Source organism: Parafrankia sp. EUN1f (genome assembly GCF_000177675.1).
GTDB lineage: Bacteria > Actinomycetota > Actinomycetes > Frankiales > Frankiaceae > Parafrankia.
Window position 1 is genome coordinate 1 of sequence record NZ_ADGX01000139.1, and the last position, 22,223, is coordinate 22,223.

Genomic DNA, 22,223 nt, shown 5'->3' on the forward strand with positions numbered 1-22,223 from the left:
GTGACATCAACCTCGCCGGTGCGCAGGCGACCGTCGAGCGGATAACCAGGATCGGCGGCCAGGCGATCGCGGTGCACTTCGACCTCGCCGACGAGGAGTCCGTCCAGGCGCTGGTCGACGCGACGATCGCACGCTTCGGTGCCGTCGACGGCCTGTTCAACGTCGGCGCGGACCTCTCCCCCGGCAACCTCGGGCGGGACCGGACCCTGCTCACGCGACATGCCAGCGGCCAGCCCGGTCACGGGTGATCCGGTACGACTTGAAGTCGGGAACAGGCCGGGACAGCCGAAACTTCACCCAGCCGACTTTCGGTATCCAGCATCGGGACCAGCGCCGGTTCAGCTTTTCAACCCGGGCGTTCTTCCCCACGATCTGGAAACCTTCGGACTGGCCGCGTTTCCGAAAGGTCGGTCGCTGATGGGAGCCACCGAAAAAGTTCCGCAGAGCTTGATCGTAGTCCCGCAGGGCCTGCTGTTGGACGGTTTGCGATCCGGCGCGGAGCCAGTCGAACGCGGCGCGCGCGTCGGTCAATTGCCGGCACCGTTCCAGATGGGATGGCGCCTTACCCCGGTAGCGGGTCCACCATGACTGCTGTTCCACGCACAGATTCCACACGAACCGTGCATGCCCGCAGTGCTCTTCGAGTCCGGCGACCTGTTCGGGTGCCGGAACAAGCCGATAGCGGGACATGATCTTATTCTACAGAAGGGATTCGCTCATGCGTTCCAGCGTGGGGCGCCGTTTCCTCTCCGGCCTGAAGGCCGGAGTATCCACGGCGCAAATCCGATGACCCACACCCCTGTTCGGACGGCAGACCCGGCGACGGCGGACCAACTGGCGACGGAAGACCAGCTGGCGACGCGGATCGCCGCCGGCCTGCCGGCGGGCTTCGTCTGGGGCGCCGCCACGGCCTCCTACCAGATCGAGGGCGCCTACGACGTGGACGGGCGGGGGCCGTCGATCTGGGACGTCTTCGCCCGCACCCCGGGCAAGGTCCGGGGCGGCGAGAACGGGGACGTCGCCACCGACCACTTCCACCGGTATCCCGAGGATGTCGCGCTGATGGCCCGGCTGGGCCTGGGTGCCTACCGGTTCTCCGTCGCGTGGCCGCGGGTCGTCCCGACCGGTTCGGGGCCGGTCAACCCGCGTGGCCTGGCCTTCTACGACCGGCTCGTCGACGAGCTGCTCGGGGCGGGCATCGACCCGTGGGTGACGCTCTACCACTGGGATCTGCCGCAGCCGTTGCAGGACGCCGGCGGCTGGCCGAACCGGGACACGGCCCTGCGCTTCGTCGACTACGCCGAGCATGTCGTCGGCGCGCTCGGTGACCGGGTCCGGCACTGGTCGACGCTCAACGAGCCGTGGTGCTCGGCGTTCGAGGGCCACCTGACCGGCCGGCACGCGCCCGGCGTCCAGGACGCCACCGCCGCCGTCCGCTCGGTGCACCATCTGCTGCTCGCCCACGGGCTGGGCGCGGCCATGGTGCGCGAGCGCGGCGCCGGCGACGTCGGCGTGACCCTCAACCTGATCCCGGCCGAGCCGCCGCCCGGCCTCGAGGACGCCCCCGGCGCGGACGAACCCGTCCGGCTGGTGGACGGGCAGCAGATCCGCCTCTGGCTCGACCCGATCCTGCACGGCACCTACCCCACCGACGTGATCGAGGACTTCGCCCGCGCCGGCGCGGAGCTGCCCATCCAGGACGGCGACCTGGACCGCATCTCCACCCCGGTGGACTGGATCGGCGTCAACTACTACGCGCCGCACATCGTGACGCCAGGGCCGGATCCGTCGCCGAAGCCGACACCGTTCGCCGGTGCGGACAACGTGACCAGGGTCGTCACCACGGACGACGTGACCGAGCTGGGCTGGCCGGTCCGTCCGGGCAGCTTCCTGGCGCTGCTGCACCGGCTCGGCGGGGACTATCCCGGGGTTCCCTTCTACATCCACGAGAACGGCGCCGCGTACGCCGACACCGTGGCGGCGGATGGCACCGTGCATGACCCGGAACGCCTGCGGTATCTCGCGAGTCATCTCGATGTGGTCCGGCAGGCGACCCAGGACGGTGTTGATGTTCGGGGATACTTCGTCTGGTCACTGCTCGACAACTACGAATGGGCGGAGGGGTACCGGATGCGGTTCGGCATCGTGCACGTCGACTTCGAAACGCTGACACGTACGCCGAAGTCCAGCGGGCTGTGGTACTCGCGGCTCATCCGGGAGCACCGTGGGACGAACGAGTCGACCGACGGAAAGACGAATGGAAATCGGTGACCGCTGAACACGCCGCCCCGGACGCGCCCGCCGCCGCCGCACAGCAGCAGCGGCGGGCGCCGACCCTGGAGGCGGTCGCCGAGCTCGCCGGGGTGTCCCGGGCGACGGTGTCCCGGGTGGTCAACGATTCGGAGCGGGTCTCCCCCGAGGCCCGCGACGCCGTCAACGCCGCCATCGCCGAGCTCGGCTACGTGCCCACCCGGGCCGCCCGCAGCCTCGTCACCCGCCGGACGGACACGATCGCGCTGATCATGCACGAACGGTCGGACACCGTCTTCGCCGACCCGTTCTTCGCCAGCATGCTGCGGGGGGTGAACCACGCGCTGACCAGCACCGATCTCCAGCTTGTGCTGATTCAGATCCAGGGAGACCCACAGCGTGACCGGGCCCTGCGCTACGTCGGCAACGGTCATGTCGACGGGGTGCTGCTCATCTCGCTGCACGGCGACGACGCGCTGGCCACCTCGGTCTCGAAGGCCGGCGTCCCGCTGGTCATGGCCGGCCGGCTGCTGACCGGCGACCGGGTCGACTCGGTCGACGCCGACAACGTCGGCGGCGCGCGGCTGGCGGTGCGCTATCTGGTCACGGCCGGGCGGCGGCGGATCGCGACCATCGCCGGCCCGCAGGACATGAGCGTCGGTGTCGACCGCCTGCGCGGCTACACCGAGGAGATGCAGGCGGCCGGCCTGCCCGGGTCGGCCGACTGGATCGCGACCGGCGACTTCACCGAGGCGGGTGGCCGGGCCGCCATGGAACGGCTGCTCACCGAGCATCCGACGCTGGACGCCGTGTTCGCGGCCTCCGACCTGATGGCGCTGGGCGCGTTACAGGCCCTGCGGGCCGCCGGGAGACGGATTCCCACGGACGTCGCCGTGGTCGGCTTCGACGACACCGCCCTCGCGCCGTACGCCGACCCGCCGCTGACGACGATCCGCCAGCCGGTGGAGCGGCTCGGTGAGGAGATGGTGCACCTGCTGCTGCGGCGCATCAACGACAGCGCCGGGGCTGGTTCCGGGGCCGGCGCGGACCCGTCCGCGGTCGTGCTCCCGACCGAGCTGGTCATCCGCTCCTCGGCCTGACCTCCTCGGCCCGACTTCCTCGGCCTGACCCTGCGGTCGCACACCATGCTTCGTCGCGAAGAGTAACGAAGCGCACGTCACCGTTCCGGACAGCAGAACAACCCAAATACCGCCTCAGTCGCGTGATTGCATGGTCAGCGACATTCCGCACCGCGCGGGAGGTGGATCAGTTCCCGCAATCCGGCGGCCCGACAGCGCCGACCGCTGCCACTGAGGGTTACCCGCCGCGCATCCAGCTACGTGCGCTGAAAGGTTCCCTGTGGTGCAGAGCTCGGTCTCGGGCCGTGTCCTGATCGTCCTCGGCGCGCTGTCGGCGTTCGGCCCGCTGGCGACCGACCTGTATCTGCCGGCCCTGCCCGAACTCGCCGACGACCTCGGCGCGACCGACTCGGCGGCCCAGCTCACGGTGACAGCCTGTCTGGTCGGGCTGGCCCTCGGCCAGCTCGTCGTGGGACCGGTCAGCGACCGGTTCGGACGGCGCCGGCCCCTGATCATCGGCGTGGGAGCCTTCGCCGTGATGTCCGCACTGTGCGCACTGGCACCGGGGATGGGCGCGCTGACCGGCCTTCGGCTGCTCCAGGGCTTCGCAGGCGGCGCCGGCGTCGTGATCGCCCGAGCGGTCGTGCGGGACCTGTTCGGGACGGCCGCGGTCGCCCGGGTGCTCTCCCTGCTGCTGCTCGTCTCCGGAACCGCGCCCGTGCTCGCGCCGGTGATCGGCGCGCAGCTGCTGCACCTGACCTCCTGGCGCGGGCTGTTCGCGGTACTCACGCTGGTCGGCTGCCTGCTGCTGACCGCCGCCACATTCACGATCCGCGAAAGCCTCCCGGCGGCGGACCGGATCCCTGGCGGGCCCGCAGGCAGCCTCCGGCAGATCACACTGGTCCTGCGCGACGGCTACTCGCTCTGCTTCATCCTGGTAGTCGCCTGCACCGGCGGACTGCTGTTCGCCTACATCGCGATGAGCCCCTTCGTGTTCCAGGATGGCTACGGGATGTCGGCGCAGGCGTACTCCGCCGTCTTCGCCACCAACGCGGTCGGGATGGTGCTCGCCGGCCGCCTGAACGTCCTGCTGCTGCGGCGGATCGGGACGGTCCGCTCGCTGCGCGTCGGGCTGACGACGGCACTCGCCGGAGCCACCGCGCTGACGGTCGTGACCGCCCTCGACCTGCCCCTCGTGCTGGTGCTTGTGCTGCTGTTCCTGACGGTCCCCCCACTGGGGATGATCTTTCCCAACGCGACCGCCCTCGCACTGGACGCGCACGCCTCGCGGGCCGGCGCCGCCTCCGGCCTGACCGGTGTGGCCCAGTTCGGCGTCGGCGGGACGATCGCTCCGGTCGTCGCCTGGCTCGCCGGAACCGGAACCGTCACGATGGCGGCGACCATGATGGGGTCAGTCGTGCTCGCCTTCGCCCTCAGCCGGGTGGCCAGCCGCCACCCTGCCGCCGGTCCGCCCGCGCTTCCGGGGCCCGCCCAGGCGACATCCGCACGGCAGGCGCCCACGCGGCCCGCCGGGATGGACGCCACGCCGCCATCCGCCGGCGTCACCGGCTGACCGGGCGACGTGGCTCGTGGCGGAGCAGGGCCGGTCGCCACACCTCCCCAACAACGATCATGGCCGCACTCCGAGCCTGGGGTCGACGGATCACGCACTGGAATCCCACGCCAAGACCCAGTGCCAGCAATTAACATCAAAAGGCGCATAAGGGGCGCAGAGTCGCCTGGCGATCCGCAAGAAGTGAGGATTTCGGTTGTTGGAACGACCAAAATCCTTCACTCTTTGGACTCGCCCTACCACGCCACCGTGCTCAGGGCTCCAGTCGCGTTCGTGGAGCGCGAAACTCACTCGCGCGGCTGACTACCGACCTTGATCCCCGCCGCTTTGCGACAGGTCCGTCAGCTAAACGAAGTCCTGTAGGTCCGACAAGGGGAAAGAGACCGGGAACGGGTCTTCGACCTTGACCGTGTCGTCGCCGCTGAACACCTGCGGTGCTCCGTAACGCCCCGGGCTGCCGGTGAGGCGCAGGACCTGGATGCGCGGTTCGGGATCGAAGTCGACGATCCAGTACTGGGGAATGCCGGCGAGCGCGTATTCGGTGACCTTGCGTCCCCGGTCCTCGCGTTCGCCGTCAGAACCGCGGGAGACCACCTCGACCGCCAGGAGGACGTCCGCGCCGTGGTAGAGCGAGCGGCCGAGGCGGCGTGCACTGCTGGCGGCGACCGCGTCGATCACGGCGACATCCACAGGCGGAGACGCTGACCGAGGAGCGGGCGGGTCCGGCGGTCTCCGCGATTCCCATCCGGTGCTCCGAGCCGTCGGCGCCGCTGTGGCGGACGCTGGTCGATCTCGGCGACAGTCGTGATCCGCCATCCTGTAACCGGTGGAACCGCAGGTCCCGCCGCCCTGCACCGTCCGCAAACGGTCCGCAGGAGGGTGGAAAACGGTCCGCACCGGTGGCAACCGCTGAGAGCGAGAACCACAGGTCAGATGGCCCGCCATCAGATAGGCAAGTCGGAGGACCACGGCCATGGCACGAAGCGGATGAAGGCAACACCGACCTGACGGGATCGACCTGACAACACGGCGCCCGGGGGCATAGTCAGGGCAAGCCGAGTGTGAGGAGGCAGCGATGACCGTCAGGGTCACTCCGGAGGAGGCCGTCATTCTGCGGGCGGTCGCCGCGCGCCAGGTGGAGTACCGCTGGCGGCGTGGGCCCTACTCGGATCGCTACACCCTCGGTGAGGAGAATGTCACCGTTGCCGCCCGGCCGCTGGCCCGCCGCGGGCTGATCTGGCACCCGCCCGGCAGCAGCCGTCCCGAGCTCTCCCCCGCGGCCGCGGCCTGGCTGGCCGCCCATCCGGAACCAGCGTCCTGACAGCGCTCCGGAGCCGTCACCCATACCCGCTGTGACCGTCCGTCGGAGCTGGCGTGCCCGCGGAGGGGGCGCGGCCGGACCCCTGATCGAGCCAGGCCCGGCGGGCGCGCCGCCGGGATCCGGCTGACACTGGCGTCCGGGCCGCTCGGCGGGCAGCCGCGATCGGCCCGGGCCAGACCGCACGGTCTGAGCCAGGCCGGGCTGATTCGGCGGCGTCGTCGGGCGGGAGGACGGGTGTCCATTCACGAGAGCCGTCCGACCAACCGGCGTGGCCGAGCCGGCGCACCCGGCAGGGCAGCCGGCGGCACGGCGCCGACCAGGACCACATCCGGCAGCGCGGAACCGTCCGCGCTGCGACCGCACATGGGTCTGAGCGCGCTGACCTTCGTCTCGCTCGGATCGATCATCGGCTCCGGCTGGCTGCTCGGCGCGCTCACGGCCGCCCAGGCCGCCGGCCCCGCGGCGATCGTCGCGTGGATGATGGCCGGCGTCCTGGTGATGATCCTGGCGCTGGTGCACGCCGAGCTGGGGGCGACCTACCCGGTGGCCGGCGGCAGCGCCCGCTACACCCATCTCGCCCTCGGCCCGCTCGCCGGGTTCACCGCCGGCTGGCTGGCCTGGATCCAGGCGGTGGCGCTCGCGCCGATCGAGGTCGAGGCCGCCCTGTCGTATCTGAACAACGAGTTTCCCGGTCTGATCAGGCAGGACGGCACCCTGACCGGAACCGGGCTCGCGATCGGCGCCGCATCCATGCTGGTGTTCACCACGATCAACGTCCTCGGGGTGCGGCGCCTCGCCGCAACGAACGCGGTCACCGTGGTCTGGAAGTTCCTGGTTCCGCTGCTCACCGTGGTGACCCTTTGCGTGGTCTCGTTCCAGCCAGGGAACTTCCACGCCGGCGGGGGCTTCGCGCCGTTCGGAGCGCATGGGATCTTCGCGGCGCTGCCCGCCGGTGTCGTGTTCGCGTTGCAGGGCTTCGAGCAGGCCGTGCAGATGGGCGGCGAGGCCCGCAACCCCTCCCGGGACATCCCGCGGGCCATCATCATCGCGACCCTGCTCGGCACCGGCCTGTACCTGGCTCTGCAGATCGCGTTCCTCGGGGCGCTCGACCCGGCGCAGCTCGTCCACGGCTGGGCCCATCCGGTCGGTTCCGGAGACTACGGGCCGTACGCGACCCTCGCGCAGGGGCTCACCCTGACATGGCTGGCCGCGCTCCTCTACATCGACGCGGTCGTCTCCCCGGGCGGCACGGCGCTCATCTACGTCGGCACGTCGTCCCGGCTGGCCTATTCGCTCGGCGAGACCGGCTCCCTGCCCAGCGCGCTGCGCCGGCTGAACCGCCACGGGACGCCCGTCGTCTCCATCGCGGTCGCCTGTGTCGTGGGCCTGCTGATGTTCCTGCCGTTCCCGAGCTGGCAGCAGCTGGTCAGGCTGATCAGTTCGGCCACGTTCGTCATGTACGGATTCGTGCCCATCGCGCTGATCGTGCTGCGCCGGACCGACCCGGACCGGCCGCGGCCGTACCGGCTGCCGGCCGCGAACGTGCTGGCCCGTGCGGCATTCGTCGCCTCCAACATGATCGTCTACTGGTCGGGGTGGGAGAACGACCGGAAGCTCGCGGCGGCGATCGTCGTCGGTTTCGTCGTTTTCGCCGTGTACCGCGCAACCCAGCCCGCCGGCCGGTGGCCGGGGCTGGAGTGGCGGGCCGCGCTGTGGATCGCGCCCTGGCTCGGCGGAGTGGTCCTGATCTCCTGGCTCGGCCAGTTCGGCGGCCGCGGCGTGATCCCGTTCTGGGTCGACCTGGTGGTGCTCGCGGTCTTCTGCCTGGGCGTCTTCGAGCTCGCCGTACGAGGTGCGCCGCCGGCCGCCCGCACCCGCCACCTCATCGACGCGGCCTGCCCGCCGCGGCGCACCAGCGCGGATCCCGCGCCGGACGGCACCGTGCCCGGCGCGCGCATCCCGTGACCGCCCAGCTTGACCTGCTGTGCCCGGCCTGACGTCCTGTGCCCGGCCTGACCTGCCGTGCCGACGTGTGCGGCGACCAGACCGTTTCGCATTGTCCACAGGCGCCCCGCCCGTCATCGCCGCCGCAGGCGCCCCTTCTACAGTGGCCGGGTGACCATGCCCTCGGTTCGAGCCCCGCGTGACGCCACCGATGTGCTGCGCCGGGTCTTCGGCTACGAGTCCTTCCGCGACGGTCAGCGCCAGATCATCGAGCATGTCGTCGGCGGTGGTGACGCGCTGGTGCTGATGCCGACGGGGGGCGGCAAGTCGCTGTGCTACCAGATTCCGGCCCTGGTGCGCCCGGGCACCGGCGTGGTCGTCTCACCGCTGATCGCGCTCATGCAGGACCAGGTGGACGCCTTGCGCGCGCTGGGCGTGCAGGCGGGCTTTCTCAACTCCACCCAGGACGACGGCGCACGCCGTGAGGTGGAGGCCGCGTTCGTCGCCGGGGAGCTCGACCTGCTCTACCTGGCCCCCGAGCGGCTGCGGCTGCGTTCCACCGCGGAGCTGCTCGACCGGGGCGAGATCGCGTTGTTCGCGATCGACGAGGCGCACTGCGTCGCGCAGTGGGGGCACGACTTCCGTCCCGACTACCTGCTGCTGTCCGAGCTGCGCCAGCACTGGCCCGAGGTGCCGCGCATCGCGCTGACCGCCACCGCCACGCCGGCGACTCACAAGGAGATCACCACCCGGCTCGGGCTGGAGAACGCCCAGCACTTCGTCGCGGACTTCGACCGCCCCAACATCCAGTACCGGATGGTGGCGAAGCGGGAACCGAAGGCGCAGCTGCTGGAGTTCCTGCGCACCGAGCACGCGGCGGACGCGGGCATCGTCTACTGCCTTTCCCGCTCCTCGGTCGAGAAGACGGCGGACTACCTGGTCGCCAACGGCATCACGGCACTGCCCTACCACGCCGGTCTCGACGCGCGGGTCCGCGCCGAGCACCAGGCCCGGTTCCTGCGCGAGGACGGCCTGGTGATGGTCGCGACCATCGCCTTCGGGATGGGTATCGACAAGCCCGACGTGCGGTTCGTCGCCCATCTCGACCTGCCCAAGTCGATCGAGGGCTACTACCAGGAGACGGGGCGCGCCGGTCGGGACGGTCAGCGCGCCACCGCCTGGCTCGCCTACGGCCTGCAGGACGTCGTCCAGCTCCGGCGGCTCATCGAGGCCTCGGAGGGCGACGCGGCGCACCGCCGGCGCCTCAGCCACCACCTCGACGCGATGCTCGCGCTGTGCGAGACGGTCGAATGCCGCCGTGTCGGGCTGCTGTCGTACTTCGGGCAGCAGCTGTCGGCCCCGTGCGGGAACTGTGACACCTGCCTGCACCCGCAGCAGTCCTGGGACGCGACCGTGCCCGCACAGAAGCTGCTCTCGGCGGTCCTGCGACTGCAGCGGGAACGCCGGCAGAAGTTCGGTGCCGGCCACCTCATCGACATCCTGCTGGGCCGGCGAACCCCCAAGGTCAGCCAGCACAGTCACGACACACTGACCGTGTTCGGTATCGGTACCGAGCTCAGCGAGGCCGCCTGGCGTGGAGTTGTCCGCCAGCTGTTGGCGCAGGGGCTGCTGGCGGTGGAGGGCGAGCACGGCACGCTGCTGCTCACCGACACGAGCGCGGAGGTCCTGCGCAAGGAGCGGGTCGTGTCGATGCGGCGCGAACCCGAACGCGCGCCCCGTACGGCCGGCGCAGGCGCCGCGGCCCCCAAGGCCCGTCGCGCCGAGCCGGTCGAGCTTTCCGCGCAGGCGCAGCCGGTGTTCGAACGGCTGCGGGCCTGGCGGGGGGCAACCGCCAAGGAACTGGGCATCCCCGCCTACATGATCTTCCATGACGCCACCCTGCGCGAGATCGCCACCCGAACACCGACCTCGCTCACGGAGCTCGCGGCCATCAGCGGTGTCGGCGAGAACAAGCTCGCCAAGTTCGGGCAGCAGATCCTCGACACCCTCACCGAGGCCGAGAACCCGAGCGAACCGGCCCGTGCCGAGCCAGAACCGACCGAACCAGAACCGACCGAGCCGGAGGTGACCGAGCCGGAGCCCGCCTGATCTCGCCCGCCGGGCGCGGCTCAGATCGGCTCGTGCCGGCGGATCTTCTCCTGCAGGCGGATCGTCGCCGGGCCCGGTGCCACCCGCAGCTCGCGGGCCAGCACGTCGGCGCAGGTACGGAACTGCAGCAGCGCGAGGTGGGGCTGGCCCTGCCGGCTGTGGCAACGCATCAGGCGGCGGTGCGCGTCCTCCCGGCACGGGTCACGGTCGAGAATCTGCCGGCACAGCAACGCGCACATCGCGTAACGCCGGGTACCGAGATACAGCGAGCTGAGCTGGTCGAGGGCCTCGAGATAGGTCAGGCGGAACTGCTCCCGCGGCAGCACCATCCAGTCGTCGGTCCGCGTGCCGGCCAGGAAGTCGCCCCGGTAGAGCGCCACCGCCGCCTCCCACTCGGCCACCGCGTCGTCGTGGCGTCCCAGGTCGGTGACACGCCGTCCCACCCGCACATGGTGTTCGAACACGTCCGCGTCGACCGAGACCGCCACGTCGGGAGCAAGGCGGTAGATGCCGCGTTCGAACACCACGACCGGGCCTCGGGTCGCCTCCCGGAGCACCCGGCGCAGGCCGGAGACCGCGACCTGGAGGCTGTTGCGTGCCGCGGCGGGATCCACGCCCGGCCACAACGCCTCCATGACAACCTCACGCACAGGCGTGTCAGCGCGATGCAACACCAGGTAGGCCAGCAGCGCACGCTGCCGTGAGCCCCAGCCCGCCACCGGCTGCCCGTTCACCGCGACCGACAACGGGCCCAGGACATGGACGACCATCTCCGGCCGGGCGCACGCGTCCATCGCGGCGTCGGGCGGACGGCGCTGCGTGATGACAGTCAGGTCCACCGATAACCCGGTCACCGCCTGCCCGCCCTGATCGGTCGGGTCCTCCGTCGCCTCGCCGGCCACGCCGGCACCGTCCGGGCCCGGTTCCTCCGCGAACTTCGGCGGGCTGAAAGCCGTGGACAGGTGCGCGCGCAGCAACGCCATGGTCGCCTCCTCCGAACGGGCGAGCTCCGCCGCGGCCGCGGCATGCTCACGCCTGTCCCGGCGGAGGTCGACAACCCGCCGAACCAGCCGGTCCGTCTCGGCCACCATGGGCGATCCGCTGGCCGGGTCCGTCGGCACCGCCTTCGCGGCGGCCTGGAAGAAACCCGCCGCGGTCTCCGGATCGCCGCCCAGCACATGGAGCCCGCCCAGATGCCAGGCCGCGGCGGCCTCCACCGTCGCGTCGCCGGACACCCGGGCGAGCGCCTCAGCCTGTTCCGCGCGGCTGGTCGCGCCAGCCAGATCACCGGCGATCGCGGTGAGCCGGCTGGCGGCGAGAAGCCGCCGGGAGGCCGCCGCAGGCGGCCCGTGCTGGCCGGGCGGCCAGGGCAGCGCGGACAGCCCGGACGGCCCCTCCTGCCGGTTCGGTGCGTCCGGCCGGTGCTGCCCGGCCGTCGCCGTCATGTCGAGCCAGCACCGGGCGAGATCTGTCCGGCCTCGGGAGAACGCGACGTGGGCGGCCGCGTCCAGCAGGACCGGTTCGGCCTCCAGGGCATCGGCGGAAAGCCCGTCCAGCCAACGCCCGAGGGTGCCCCACTGACCACTGGCGATCATGTCATCAGCCACCTGGCGCAGCGCCCACGCCAGAGTCGGCTGATCGTCAAGGCCGGCAAGCAGTGGAATCGCACGTTCGACGGCACCGCGTCGCAGCAGACCGAGCGCGATCCCACGCTCCGTGTCACGGTCCAGGTGGCCATCGCCGGCGAGGGCGGCAGCCAACGGCGCCTGCCAGACGGTCCGGATGCGCGACCAGCCGCCGACCAGTGGCTGGAACCAGGGCCCCTGGATCTGCCCGTACACGCGGTCGTGTTCGTGATCGTGGTCGTCCACCGCCGCATAGCCCACCCGCAGGATCCGGGCCAGGGCGCGACGCGGGCCCGCGTCAACGCGGGACAGGGCTGTCTGAGCCACCGCTGTCAGTACCTCGGGCAGCGAGGAGGCACGGAAGATGCGGACGATCTCGCTGTCCGTGAGCGACGACCGGGCGAAGGCGAGCGCGGCGCGGACGGCGGCGGACCGGCGCAGCAGAGTGGCGACACGCCGCCGCCACCGGCCGAGGCCGGCGGGCAGGGCGACCGCGGGATCAGGCGCCTCCAGCTGGGCCGCGGTGGGCACCCGGTCGGCTTTCAGCACACCGACGCCCGGCAGCGTCGCGTGCCCGATGACGACCCGCGGCGTCGCCGCCGGCAGTGCCGGGAGAACGTATCTGCAGGCCAGCTCCAGGGACGGACCGTGCGGGTCCACACGGTCCGCGTTTTCCAGGACGAGCGCCGCCTCCGACGGGAGCTGGTCGGCCAGCTCCGCTCCGAGAGCCTGGTAGAGCCCGTCCCAGCCGAAGATCGGCCCCGGCCACGCACCGGACCGTGCCAGCAGCGCGGTGCCGAAGCCGGGTATCTGGCGCCGCACCGCGGCCACCATCGTCACGAGCAGGGTCGCGGGGTCGCGGTCCTCGACACCGAGGCGCAGCCAGACCGGCCGCCGCCCCACTTCCGTCAGGGCTGTCGCCAAACCCTCGGTAAGCAGGCTTCCCGGTGCGGCCACAAGGATGGTAACGCCGCCGCGCGCCGCCTCCGTGAATACCGAATGCGTGGCCACGGCCTGGCCCGCGACGGGCTCCAGCATCTTGCCCGCAAGCATACGTCCCCCAGCTGCCCATCCCCCGGAAGTGCTGTCGAGCAGCAGGCAACATCTTTATCACTCGCGGATCAGAAATACTCCGTCTTTCCGCCAGACCGGCGACGAGAGCAACCGTCTGGACGTCCTCACCGGTCACGGTTGGCCACAGGGCTGGCCGTTTGTTCTCGCGGCGACCCGGCTTCCGGGTTCCTGACGCGCCTCGCCACCGGCGACGACGAAGAACCCGCCACGCAGTAGCACCGACGATTCCAGGTCACTGACCAGCGGCGATTGCCCGCCGGCGCTCCCGATGCAACTCCTTAACAAGAGCGCCCCGGCCCTTAAGCCCGACCATCAAGATCATTAATTGGGTCCGTTTAGACAGAGTGCCATACCCGGCTCGCCCGGCGGCGAGCGCAACACGACGTGAGGGGACACCGAGCGGTGCCACGATCCGGAGAACCACAGGGAAAGATCGAGATCAGCGATTTCGTCGAGATCGCCGATGACAGTGGAATCAACCCGCCCAGCATCATCGAGGTGGGGGATCCATTCAAGCTGTGGGTCGAGTTCTCGTTGTTGACCCCCGACCTCCATCTGCTCGAGGATTTCCTCAGTTACGAGGTCCGTTACTGGGCAACCGCTGTCGACGCGCCACGCCCGCCGTATGCGATCGCGCCCCGTAAGGAGTCCACGGTCTTCGGGACGCACGTCTATTCAAAGGCGGAGACAGAGCGGGAGGTGCCGGCCGGCAGCCTGCTGCCCGGCATCTACCAGGTCGGCGCGTTCGTCAGGTTCAGCCTGGTCAGCCCGGCCGCGGCCGAGCGTCGCTTCCCGCTGACGGCCGACACCGAGCCGCGCTACATCCACATCTACGAGCCGTAGCCGACCTATGCCGGCGGTGACCGGCCTCCCGGCCGCGTGTCCTGGCCGCCGCGACACCGGGCGGCCAGGACACGCCACGCCACCATTCCCGGCGGTCCGTCTCCCGCCAGGGGCGGCGAGCACCTGGCGGACCTGACAGTCACCGATGCCACGTGAGGGCCGGGCTGAATGCCCTGCGAACCCTTGCCGACAACAGGCGCCGAACACGTCAGCGAGAAGAGCATGGAATATTCCGATGAACAGAACGACCCGGCGGGATTACAGGCAGGAGAGGTCACCCTGCAAACCGGTCTCCCCGCCACGGGTGACTTGGCGGGCGGACCGCAGGCCGAAAGCCCTGGGAGATCCCGTCCACGGGTCGCAGGCAGCGGGGAACCGATCGGAGCGGTGCAGCGCGAGGAAAGCTTCGTGCTTCGGCTCCTGGTGGACGCGGACGGGATCCGCAGCACCAGCATCCGCGCGGTGCGGGGGCACGCCGAAGCACGCTGGCCGTCCTGGCGGCCCGCCGAGCTGGTTACCTTTGTCGAATCCCAGCTGGCAGGTCTCATCCACCCACCCGGGGGCGAGGACCGGACGCTCACCGAGGTCGATTTCCATCAGATCGTGCCAACCCGCCTGGATCTCCTTGCCGAGGTCAGGCCGAGCTCGCCGGCGGCGGGATCACCCTTCGGGATCTGGCTCGTTCTACACGTTGATGAAATGCCGTCGCCACACCGATCAGACCAGCTCGAATTTCGGGCCGTCGTCCGGGTGAGCCCACTGAACAAATCCATGTCGTATTCTGATGCGACGTCTTCCAGCACCCAGATCGGCGCCGGCCAGGATACGCCGTCACCGCTTCGCGCCCGCGGCACCGTGTCCGGAGCCGCGACGTCGATCCACCTGACGGACCCGGGGCGCCCGGCCGGCCGATACCAGGTTGACGCGGCGGTCACCGTTCATATCGCGGGGGTCCGCCGCCCGGTCGGACTCGCCGGTATCGTCCCCTTGCATTTCGACGTCTTCGAAAGTTGATATGGCGAAGATGGTCCGCCTGCCTGATCCGCACCCGGAGCATCCAAGGGGCATCGGGCACGACATCCACACCACACCCAACGGTGGTGGCGGGCACGGACGCGGCGCCGCGACGTGCGGGCCACGCGACGGGCCGGACGCCTCGGGCGGCGAGACGTCGGATGCGAGGCCGTCGGATGCAGCCGCTACCCGGCCGCTCACCCGTTCGCCTGCTCGTTCGCCTGCCCGTTCGTTCGGGCCCCGCCGTCCTGGGCGGCTTTTGCACGTGCACCTGCACACACGGGTCGACGGAGCCCGTCTTTACGTACCGCGACCCTTCGGAGTACCCGGACGAATCAAACCGAAAACATCGGAAACACACCGGAGCATCAGGGAGATGATCGCCAAAAGTCGCAGTTGAACATAAACGAGACTTTCTGGTTGCATAGCCTCCCAACGGGGCCACCGAAGGCGGCTGGTTCCCATACCCGACGAGAGTTGTGGGACGCGATGACGACGCGGGCACGAGATCTGCTCAACCGATCACGCGCGCTCCTGGGAGCATCCCGCGACAGCACCACCGATCGGCCCACCCTCGAGGACGCGCCGAGCCCACCCACTCGCGAGGCGGCTCGCAGCGAGCCCACCGTCGTCTCAGTGGTGGCCCCGACCCGGCCCGGGATCCGGGCTGTCGGCATCGACCGGCGCGCGCTCCCGAATACAACGGCCTCCCCCGGACCCGCCGCGGCGGCCCCCGCGCCCGAGCCACCGAGAGCGCCCGAGCCGTCCACGACGCCCCAGCCGACCACACCGCCCGAGCCGTCCACCACCGCCGAGGTGCTCTCCGCGATCTGCGCGGACATCGCGCTTCGCGACCTCAACCTCGTCGACCTTCTGCTCTCCCAGCTCGAGGAGATGGAGAGCGCCGAAGAGGACGCCGACCGCCTGGCGGAGCTGTACCGACTCGACCACCTCGCCGCCCGGCTGCGCCGCAACGCCGAGAACCTGCGCGTGCTCGCCGGTCACGACGCCAGCGAGGACACCGCCGACAGCACCGCTTTCGTCGATGTCGTACGCGCGGCGATGTCCTCCATCGACCATTTCTCCAGGGTCACGATCGGCAAGGTGGTCTCGCTCGGCGTCATCGGGTTCGCCGCCGAGGACCTGGGGCGGGTCCTCGCCGAACTGTTGGACAACGCGACCAAGTCGTCCCCGCCCACCACGCCGGTGCGCGTCGGGGTTCATCTCACCGAGACCGGCAGCGCCCTGCTGCGGGTCGAGGACGAAGGCATCGGCCTGCCCCCGGAACGGCTCGAACAGTTCAACACGCGGCTGGCCGAGGAGCCCGTCCTGGATGACGACGCCGTGCGGCACATGGGTCTGGCCGTGGTCCACCGACTGGCGATTCGGCACGGTCTACGGATCTGGCTGGACTCCCGCCAGCCCCACGGCACGACCGCCTCGGTGCTGATTCCGTCCGGGCTGGTCTGTGAGCTCCCCGAGGGCAACTGGTCGGGCACGCAGACGGTGCGCAGCCGTGAGGAGGGCGAAGCCGAGCGCGGTCGCCCCGAACCTCCCGGCGCTGCGCTGCCCGCGCCGGACAGCAACACCTTCCGGCTGTCGGCCCTGCGCCGCGCGGTCGGGGTGGGGAACACGAGTCAGAGCACAGAGCACCGGCAACCGCCCTCGGCGCTGTTCGGTGGGGCGGCGAAACCGGCGCCTTCGGGCGCCACCGCGGCTGCCGGGCCCACCCCGAGCACGGGTGACGGCGCAGGCCTGCCTGCCGGACCGCCGCCCCCGCATGCTCTGACGGACGGGACGACCGCGACCGGTCTGCCTCGCCGCGTATCCCGCAGCCTGCGAAATCCGGCGAGCCCCCCGGCCGGTGCCACCGAGCTCCCTGCCGCGACCGGCACGCCCGCGGCGGACGCATCCGCAGCGCAGACGGCGGCGCAGCCCACGCCTACCGAGTCCACGGCCGCCGATCCCACGGATACGGCTGCGGATGCGGATGCGGGCACAGCGGCGACAGACCTGACAGCGACCGACCCGACAACGACCGGATCACCGGTCGGCACAGACGCGCCTGGTGTGAACGAGAACGGTTCGAAGGAATCCGATCCGGACAGGAACAAGCTGGACGGTAACGACCCCGCCGATACCCGAATCAACGGCACCAAGCTCAATGGCACCAAGCTCGACGGCACCAGGCTCAACGGCACCAAGCTCGACGGCACGAAGCTCAACGGCAGCGGACCCCGTGGCCACGAGCCCAACGCCTCCGACGCGGGCTCACCGGCGGCTCGCACCGAACGCAGAGCCGCCGATCACGCGAGGCTGCTCGCGGATCTCGACGCCTTCACCGAAGGCGAACGGACTGCACACAAGCACCAGCGAGGGGACAAGGACCTGTGACGGATCAGATCCACCGCCCGGCGGACTTTGATTTCCGCTGGTTGATCAACGACTTCGTGGGCAAGGTCCATGGCGTCACCCATGCCCTGATCCTCTCCGCGGACGGGCTGTCCCTCACCGCCTCCGACGGCGTCTCCTCGGCGGAGCGCGACCAGCTCGCGGCGATCGCCAGCGCCATGATCAGCCTTGCCCGCAACAGCGCCCAGCTGTTCTCGAAGGGCACCTGCGAACAGATCATCGTCCGTCTGACCGGTGGCTACTTCCTGTTCATGGCCATCAACGACGGGGCCGGCCTCGCGGTGCTGACCGGTCCGGACTGCGACATGAAGGTGGTCGCCTACGAGATGACCCAGTTCGTGCTGCACGCCGGCCACGCGCTCACCCCTGAGCGGCGGGCGGATCTGCGCCGGGTGCTGGTGGCGCCCCAGATGCCGAGCCTGAGCTGAGCCGGGCGGGTCACGAGCCGGGAACGCCCGACATGACGACCAGTTCCGCGGACGGCGCGCGGAACGCACCGGAACCGGAGAAGAAGCAGGGCTCGCGGAGCCGGCGGATCCGCCCGTACGCCCTCACCGGCGGCCGTACCCGGACGCAGCACCCGCTGCTGATGGAGACGATGGTCTCCGTTCCGCAGTACGACCCGGCGCTCAGCGAGTCCCTCATGCCCGAGTCCCGGGTGCTCTACGAGCGGGCGCGGGGGCGGCTCTCGATCGCCGAGCTGTCCGCGCTGCTCTCGATCCCGCTGGGGGTCGTGCGCGTCCTGGTCGGTGATCTCGCCGCGCAGGGAGCGGTCCTCCTCCATCCCACCGCCGACACCTTCGACCATGATCACAGCGTGTTGGAGAGGATCCTCAGTGGTCTGCGCGAGCTCCCCGCCTGACCGGCCGCCGGCCGGCGGCCGGTCAGGCACCACAGGTCCACCGACTCCGGCGACCACGCCGACGGCCGCGGCCGCGGAGGCGTCGACGACCGAGCCGCCTGCGCTGGAGAACGAGTCCGGGCCGCCGGCCATCTCGGCCAAGATCGTGATCGCCGGCGGATTCGGCGCCGGCAAGACCACGCTCGTCCGCTCGGTCTCCCAGATTCCGCCGCTCAGCACAGAGGCGTGGCTGACCGAGGCCAGCGAGGACCTCGACGACCTGTCGTGGAGCGAGACCAAGAGCACGACGACCGTGACCATGGACTTCGGCCGCATCTCGCTGTACCCGGATCTGATTCTCTATCTCTTCGGCACCCCGGGGCAGCCACGCTTCTGGTTCCTGTGGGATGACCTGTCCCGCGGGGCGCTGGGGGCCATCGTCCTCGTCGACAGCCGCCGCCTGGACGAGTCCTTCACCGCGCTGAACTACTTCGAGAACGACTCCGAGCTGCCGTTCATCGTCGCGATCAACCGCTTCGACGGCAAGCTGTGGCACGAAGTCGCCGACGTCCGGGAGGCACTGGGCCTGCGGGCGGAGGTCCCGCTCGTCACCTGTGACGCCAGGGACTCCGGCTCGACCGCGCAGGTTCTGCGCGATCTCGTCATCCACACGATGTCGCTTACGACGGAGTAGACGACCGCCGGCAGGCCTGCTGGCCCGCCAGCGGTTCAACCGCGACCGTCAGAGGTTGATCATGTGGCCGGCGAGGCCGTGGATCGCCTCCTGCAGGGCCTCGCTGAGGGTCGGGTGGGTGTGCACGTTGCGCGCGAGCTCGAACGCGGTGAGGTCCCACTTCTGCGCGAGGGTGAGCTCCGGCAGCAGTTCGGAGACATCCGGACCGATCAGGTGGCCGCCGAGCAGCTCCCCGTACTTCGTGTCGGAGATGAGCTTGACGAATCCGCTGGCGTCGCCGAGGCCGTGCGCCTTCCCGTTCGCGGTGAAGGGGAACTTCGCGACCTTGATGTCGTGCCCCTCCTCCCGCGCCTGCGCCTCGGTCAGACCGAAGCTCGCGACCTGGGGCTGGCAGAACGTGGCGCGCGGCATCATGCGGTAGTCGCCGAGCGTCTTGGTCTCGGCACCGCCGATGGCCTCCGCGGCGACGACGCCCTGTGCCTCTGCCACGTGGGCCAGCATCAGCTTCGCCGTCACGTCACCGATCGCGTAGATGTGCTCGACGTTGGTGCGCATGTAGTCGTCGATCGCGATCGCGCCGCGGTCCGTCAGCGCGACGCCGGTGTTCTCCAGGCCGAAGCCCTCGACGTTCGGCGCGAACCCGATGGACATGAGGACCTTGTCGACCTCGAGCGAGCCCCGGGCACCGTCCTTGCCGGTGTACTCCACCGTCACCGACGAGCCGTTGTCCTTCACCGTCTCGACCTTGGTCGACGTCAGGATCGGCACGCCCAGCTTCTTGTACTGGCGCAGGATCTCCTTGGAGACGTCGGCGTCCTCGTTGGGCAGGGGGCGGTCGAGGAACTCGATGATGGTGACGTCGACACCGTAGTTACGCAGGACGTAGGCGAACTCCATACCGATCGCCCCAGCACCGACGATCGCCATCGAACGCGGGAGTTCGCGGGTGAGAATCTGCGTCTCGTAGGTCACGACGTTGTCGGACAGCTCCACGCCGGGCAGCAGGCGTACCCGCGAACCGGTCGCGATGATCACGCTGTCGAAGGTCACCTGGTCGCTGCCGCCGCCGGAGAGCGCCACGTCAAGGGTGTTCGGGTCACGGAAGGTGCCACGGCCGGTGTACTCCGTGATCTTGTTCTTCTTCATCAGGAAATGCACGCCCTTGACCCGGCCCTCCGCCACCTGGCGGCTGCGGTCGAACGCGGCACCGAAGTCGAAGCTCACCTCCCCCGAGATACCGAAGGTCTTGGCCTCGTGGGCGAAGAGGTGGGCCAGCTCGGCGTTGCGCAGCAGCGCCTTGGAGGGGATGCAGCCGACGTTGAGACACACGCCGCCCCAGTACTTCTCCTCGACAACGGCGACCGACATCCCGAGCTGCGCCGCCCGGATCGCGGCGACGTAGCCGCCGGGCCCGCCGCCGAGGACAACCAGATCAAAGTGCGCTGCCATAGGTACACCCTACGATCGCTTCGGACGCCGGTTCGTCGCGCGGCGCGGAGATTTGAACCACGCATGCTGCCATCGCCATTCCAGTCACCCACAGATGGGCCTGCCGACGCGCGAGGCATCACGACGTACCCGCGAGTGATCGTTCCGATCAGGCCGGACGGACCTTTCGCCCCGCACCACCAGATATGACTCGCAACGGCTCGTGTCGCCCGTCCAGCGCGGCGGACGTGACGGCGTCCGCCGGCAGGCCGACGAGGATGCGCAGGTCATCGTCGGCGGGCAGCTCCAGCGTCTCGACGGCGAGGTTCAGTGGACCGGCCGTGGGATGCGACAGGCGGACGATGCCACTGGCCGCGGGAAGGCCGGTCAGCGCGGTGATCCGGGCACCGAACGCGGCGCCGGCGGTGAGGGTGAGCTCGTCGGCGAGCGCCGCGACGTACCTGTCCGCGCGGAACGGGCCCTGTTTGAGCGCCGCTACCATCTCGTCGGCGGCGCGGCTCCAGTCGGGCAGCACGGAACGGGCCCGGCTGTCGGTGAAGACGAAGCGCGCCACGTTCGGCACCTCACCCACATCGCCCACGCCGCCGGCCACCCCCGCGCCGCTGGCCGCACCCACACCGCTGGCCGCACCCGCACCGCCGCGGTCGCCGGGGCCGCGCCAGCCGTCCAGCAGACCGGTCGGGCGGGCCAGCCGCTCGAACGCCACAGTGCAGGCCACAACGTCGGTCACCCGGTTCAGCACCACGGCGGCGGTGGGCTCCAGGCGTTCCAGCAAAGCACGCAGCGCCGGCCGGAGCGCGGAGGTCGGCGCCGCGCCGCCCCGGCAGGTGAAGCCCGCCGTGGTGCCCTTGCTCAGCCGGTAGAGATGGACGCGCTCGCGCGGGGTGAGCCCCAGGACGTCAGCCAGCGTGGACAGCACCGCCGGGGACGGATGCCGGTCACGCCCCTGCTCGAGCCGGGTCACGTACTCGACGCTGACCCCGGCGAGCGTGGCCACCTCGGAACGACGCAGCCCTGGGGTACGGCGCCGCGGGCCGACCGGCAGCCCGAGCTCGGCCGGGGACACCGCCTCCCGCCGGGCGCGCAGGAACGTGCCCAGCTCGTTTCCGTCCACGATCCGAACGGTAACCCGGAGACGGTGAGCTGATCGTGGCTCTGCCACTACCAGTCTCGGCCAGCCTCGGGCACTACCAGCCTCGGCGCGGCCTTCCGGCGCTGGCGGACCGCTGGCAGCGTGACCGGCGTCCGATCAACAAGCCTTCGTCGAAGGAGCCGGGCAGATGTCCGAAGAGACCCTGGATCTTGCCGTGATCATCGGAAGCGTGCGGGAGGGGCGGTTCGGCCCCGTCGTGGCGCGGTGGTTCGTCGAGCAGGTGGAGCGGCACGGCAGCTACAACGTCGATCTGATCGACCTCGCCGACTTCCCGCTTCCACTCGCGCTGCCTGCGACGCCGCCGGCTCTTCAACCGAACCTCACCCGCCCGCCGGCCATGGCGGAGCTGACCCGCCGCCTCGACGCGGCCGACGCCTACGTCATCGTGACGCCGGACTACAACCGCAGCTACCCCGCGTCGATCAAGGCCGCGATCGACTGGTACTACGAGCAGTGGCAGGCCAAGGCCGTCGGTTTCGTCGGCTACAGCGGTGCCAGCGGCGGGCTGCTGGCGATCGAGCATCTGCGGCAGGTGCTCGGCGAACTGCACGCGCACACGCTGCGCGACCACGTCTCGTTTCCCCGGTACTACGAGCTCTTCGACAGCTCGGGCACACTGATCAACCCGCGGGAGCCGGAAGCCGCCGCGAAGGTCCTGCTCGACGAGCTCAGCTGGTGGGGCACCGCCCTGCGTGACGCCCGCCGCACCCGCGCGCGGATCTGATCAACCCGGGTGGCGCCGGCACCGGAGGATCGACGACCGGTTCCGATCAGACGACCAGTTCCGATCAGACGACCAGTGCCGACCGGAGGACCAGTGCCGATCGCCTGACCCGGCCGGG

The 22,223-nt window shown here is 70.5% G+C and carries 17 protein-coding genes and 2 pseudogenes; 14 read left to right on the top strand and 5 right to left on the bottom strand.

All coding sequences use genetic code 11. From position 1 onward, the window contains the following. Positions 1-212: pseudogene (locus tag FREUN1FDRAFT_RS29780) on the top strand (SDR family NAD(P)-dependent oxidoreductase); the annotation flags it as partial. A 1-nt stretch (position 213) separates the two neighbouring features. Here the strand turns inward: FREUN1FDRAFT_RS29780 and FREUN1FDRAFT_RS42190 are convergent. Continuing rightward, a pseudogene (locus FREUN1FDRAFT_RS42190) lies at positions 214-690 on the bottom strand (RNA-guided endonuclease InsQ/TnpB family protein); the annotation flags it as partial. 96 nt (positions 691-786) lie between these two features. Here FREUN1FDRAFT_RS42190 and FREUN1FDRAFT_RS29785 point away from each other — a divergent pair. The 3 genes from FREUN1FDRAFT_RS29785 (at position 787) to FREUN1FDRAFT_RS29795 (ending at position 4,902) form a co-directional block, all read left to right on the top strand. After that, complete coding sequence (locus FREUN1FDRAFT_RS29785) at positions 787-2,271, top strand: GH1 family beta-glucosidase (RefSeq protein ID WP_006544023.1); 1,485 nt, start codon at positions 787-789, stop codon at positions 2,269-2,271. A gap of 65 nt (positions 2,272-2,336) precedes the next feature. Next, positions 2,337-3,350 (top strand): substrate-binding domain-containing protein, encoded by a 1,014-nt coding sequence (locus FREUN1FDRAFT_RS29790; RefSeq protein WP_035954391.1) that lies wholly within the window; start codon positions 2,337-2,339, stop codon positions 3,348-3,350. 262 nt (positions 3,351-3,612) lie between these two features. Next, positions 3,613-4,902, top strand: coding sequence for a multidrug effflux MFS transporter (locus FREUN1FDRAFT_RS29795; RefSeq protein WP_157475570.1), 1,290 nt, complete (start codon positions 3,613-3,615; stop codon positions 4,900-4,902). A 345-nt stretch (positions 4,903-5,247) separates the two neighbouring features. On the opposite strand, the gene FREUN1FDRAFT_RS46905 is transcribed toward FREUN1FDRAFT_RS29795, so the two are convergent. Continuing rightward, positions 5,248-5,580, bottom strand: a complete 333-nt coding sequence (locus FREUN1FDRAFT_RS46905) for a Uma2 family endonuclease (RefSeq protein WP_006544026.1) — start codon at positions 5,578-5,580, stop codon at positions 5,248-5,250. A gap of 397 nt (positions 5,581-5,977) precedes the next feature. Here FREUN1FDRAFT_RS46905 and FREUN1FDRAFT_RS29805 point away from each other — a divergent pair, with 397 nt between their 5' ends. From FREUN1FDRAFT_RS29805 to recQ, 3 genes are all read left to right on the top strand, one after another. After that, on the top strand, positions 5,978-6,223 hold the full coding sequence (locus tag FREUN1FDRAFT_RS29805; protein WP_006544027.1) for a hypothetical protein: 246 nt from the start codon (positions 5,978-5,980) through the stop codon (positions 6,221-6,223). 234 nt (positions 6,224-6,457) lie between these two features. Continuing rightward, positions 6,458-8,188 carry an APC family permease gene (locus FREUN1FDRAFT_RS29810; protein ID WP_006544028.1) on the top strand — a complete coding sequence of 577 codons (1,731 nt, stop codon included), beginning with the start codon at positions 6,458-6,460 and terminating at the stop codon, positions 8,186-8,188. A gap of 156 nt (positions 8,189-8,344) precedes the next feature. Next, entirely contained in the window at positions 8,345-10,276 is a 1,932-nt protein-coding gene (recQ, locus tag FREUN1FDRAFT_RS29815) for a DNA helicase RecQ (RefSeq protein ID WP_006544029.1), read from the top strand. Between the two features lie 20 nt (positions 10,277-10,296). On the opposite strand, the gene FREUN1FDRAFT_RS46910 is transcribed toward recQ, so the two are convergent. Beyond that, positions 10,297-12,954 carry a BTAD domain-containing putative transcriptional regulator gene (locus FREUN1FDRAFT_RS46910; RefSeq protein ID WP_006544030.1) on the bottom strand — a complete coding sequence of 886 codons (2,658 nt, stop codon included), beginning with the start codon at positions 12,952-12,954 and terminating at the stop codon, positions 10,297-10,299. 423 nt (positions 12,955-13,377) lie between these two features. On the opposite strand from FREUN1FDRAFT_RS46910, the gene FREUN1FDRAFT_RS29825 reads away from it, so the two are divergent. From FREUN1FDRAFT_RS29825 to FREUN1FDRAFT_RS29850, 6 genes are all read left to right on the top strand, one after another. Next, positions 13,378-13,818 (top strand): hypothetical protein, encoded by a 441-nt coding sequence (locus FREUN1FDRAFT_RS29825; RefSeq protein ID WP_006544031.1) that lies wholly within the window; start codon positions 13,378-13,380, stop codon positions 13,816-13,818. A 408-nt stretch (positions 13,819-14,226) separates the two neighbouring features. Continuing rightward, positions 14,227-14,832: a hypothetical protein gene (locus tag FREUN1FDRAFT_RS29830; RefSeq protein WP_157475572.1), complete on the top strand. Its 606-nt coding sequence runs from the start codon at positions 14,227-14,229 to the stop codon at positions 14,830-14,832. A 489-nt stretch (positions 14,833-15,321) separates the two neighbouring features. Then, positions 15,322-17,226 (top strand): sensor histidine kinase KdpD, encoded by a 1,905-nt coding sequence (locus tag FREUN1FDRAFT_RS42200; RefSeq protein WP_006544033.1) that lies wholly within the window; start codon positions 15,322-15,324, stop codon positions 17,224-17,226. Then, a complete protein-coding gene (locus tag FREUN1FDRAFT_RS29840) occupies positions 17,223-17,672 on the top strand; it encodes a roadblock/LC7 domain-containing protein (protein WP_006544034.1) in 450 nt (149 codons plus the stop codon). Before FREUN1FDRAFT_RS42200 ends, FREUN1FDRAFT_RS29840 begins: the two co-directional genes overlap by 4 nt. A gap of 32 nt (positions 17,673-17,704) precedes the next feature. Continuing rightward, positions 17,705-18,106 (top strand): DUF742 domain-containing protein, encoded by a 402-nt coding sequence (locus FREUN1FDRAFT_RS29845; RefSeq protein WP_006544035.1) that lies wholly within the window; start codon positions 17,705-17,707, stop codon positions 18,104-18,106. Continuing rightward, a complete protein-coding gene (locus FREUN1FDRAFT_RS29850) occupies positions 18,081-18,779 on the top strand; it encodes an ATP/GTP-binding protein (protein WP_006544036.1) in 699 nt (232 codons plus the stop codon). The genes FREUN1FDRAFT_RS29845 and FREUN1FDRAFT_RS29850 overlap by 26 nt, the downstream gene beginning before the upstream one ends. 48 nt (positions 18,780-18,827) lie before the next feature. Here the strand turns inward: FREUN1FDRAFT_RS29850 and lpdA are convergent, their stop codons facing one another. Next, complete coding sequence (gene lpdA / locus FREUN1FDRAFT_RS29855; RefSeq protein ID WP_006544037.1) at positions 18,828-20,228, bottom strand: dihydrolipoyl dehydrogenase; 1,401 nt, start codon at positions 20,226-20,228, stop codon at positions 18,828-18,830. Positions 20,229-20,376: 148 nt separating this feature from the next. Continuing rightward, positions 20,377-21,342, bottom strand: a complete 966-nt coding sequence (locus FREUN1FDRAFT_RS29860) for a helix-turn-helix domain-containing protein (RefSeq protein WP_006544038.1) — start codon at positions 21,340-21,342, stop codon at positions 20,377-20,379. Between the two features lie 166 nt (positions 21,343-21,508). On the opposite strand from FREUN1FDRAFT_RS29860, the gene FREUN1FDRAFT_RS29865 reads away from it, so the two are divergent. Beyond that, positions 21,509-22,105: an NADPH-dependent FMN reductase gene (locus FREUN1FDRAFT_RS29865; RefSeq protein WP_006544039.1), complete on the top strand. Its 597-nt coding sequence runs from the start codon at positions 21,509-21,511 to the stop codon at positions 22,103-22,105. Positions 22,106-22,223 lie beyond the last annotated feature (118 nt).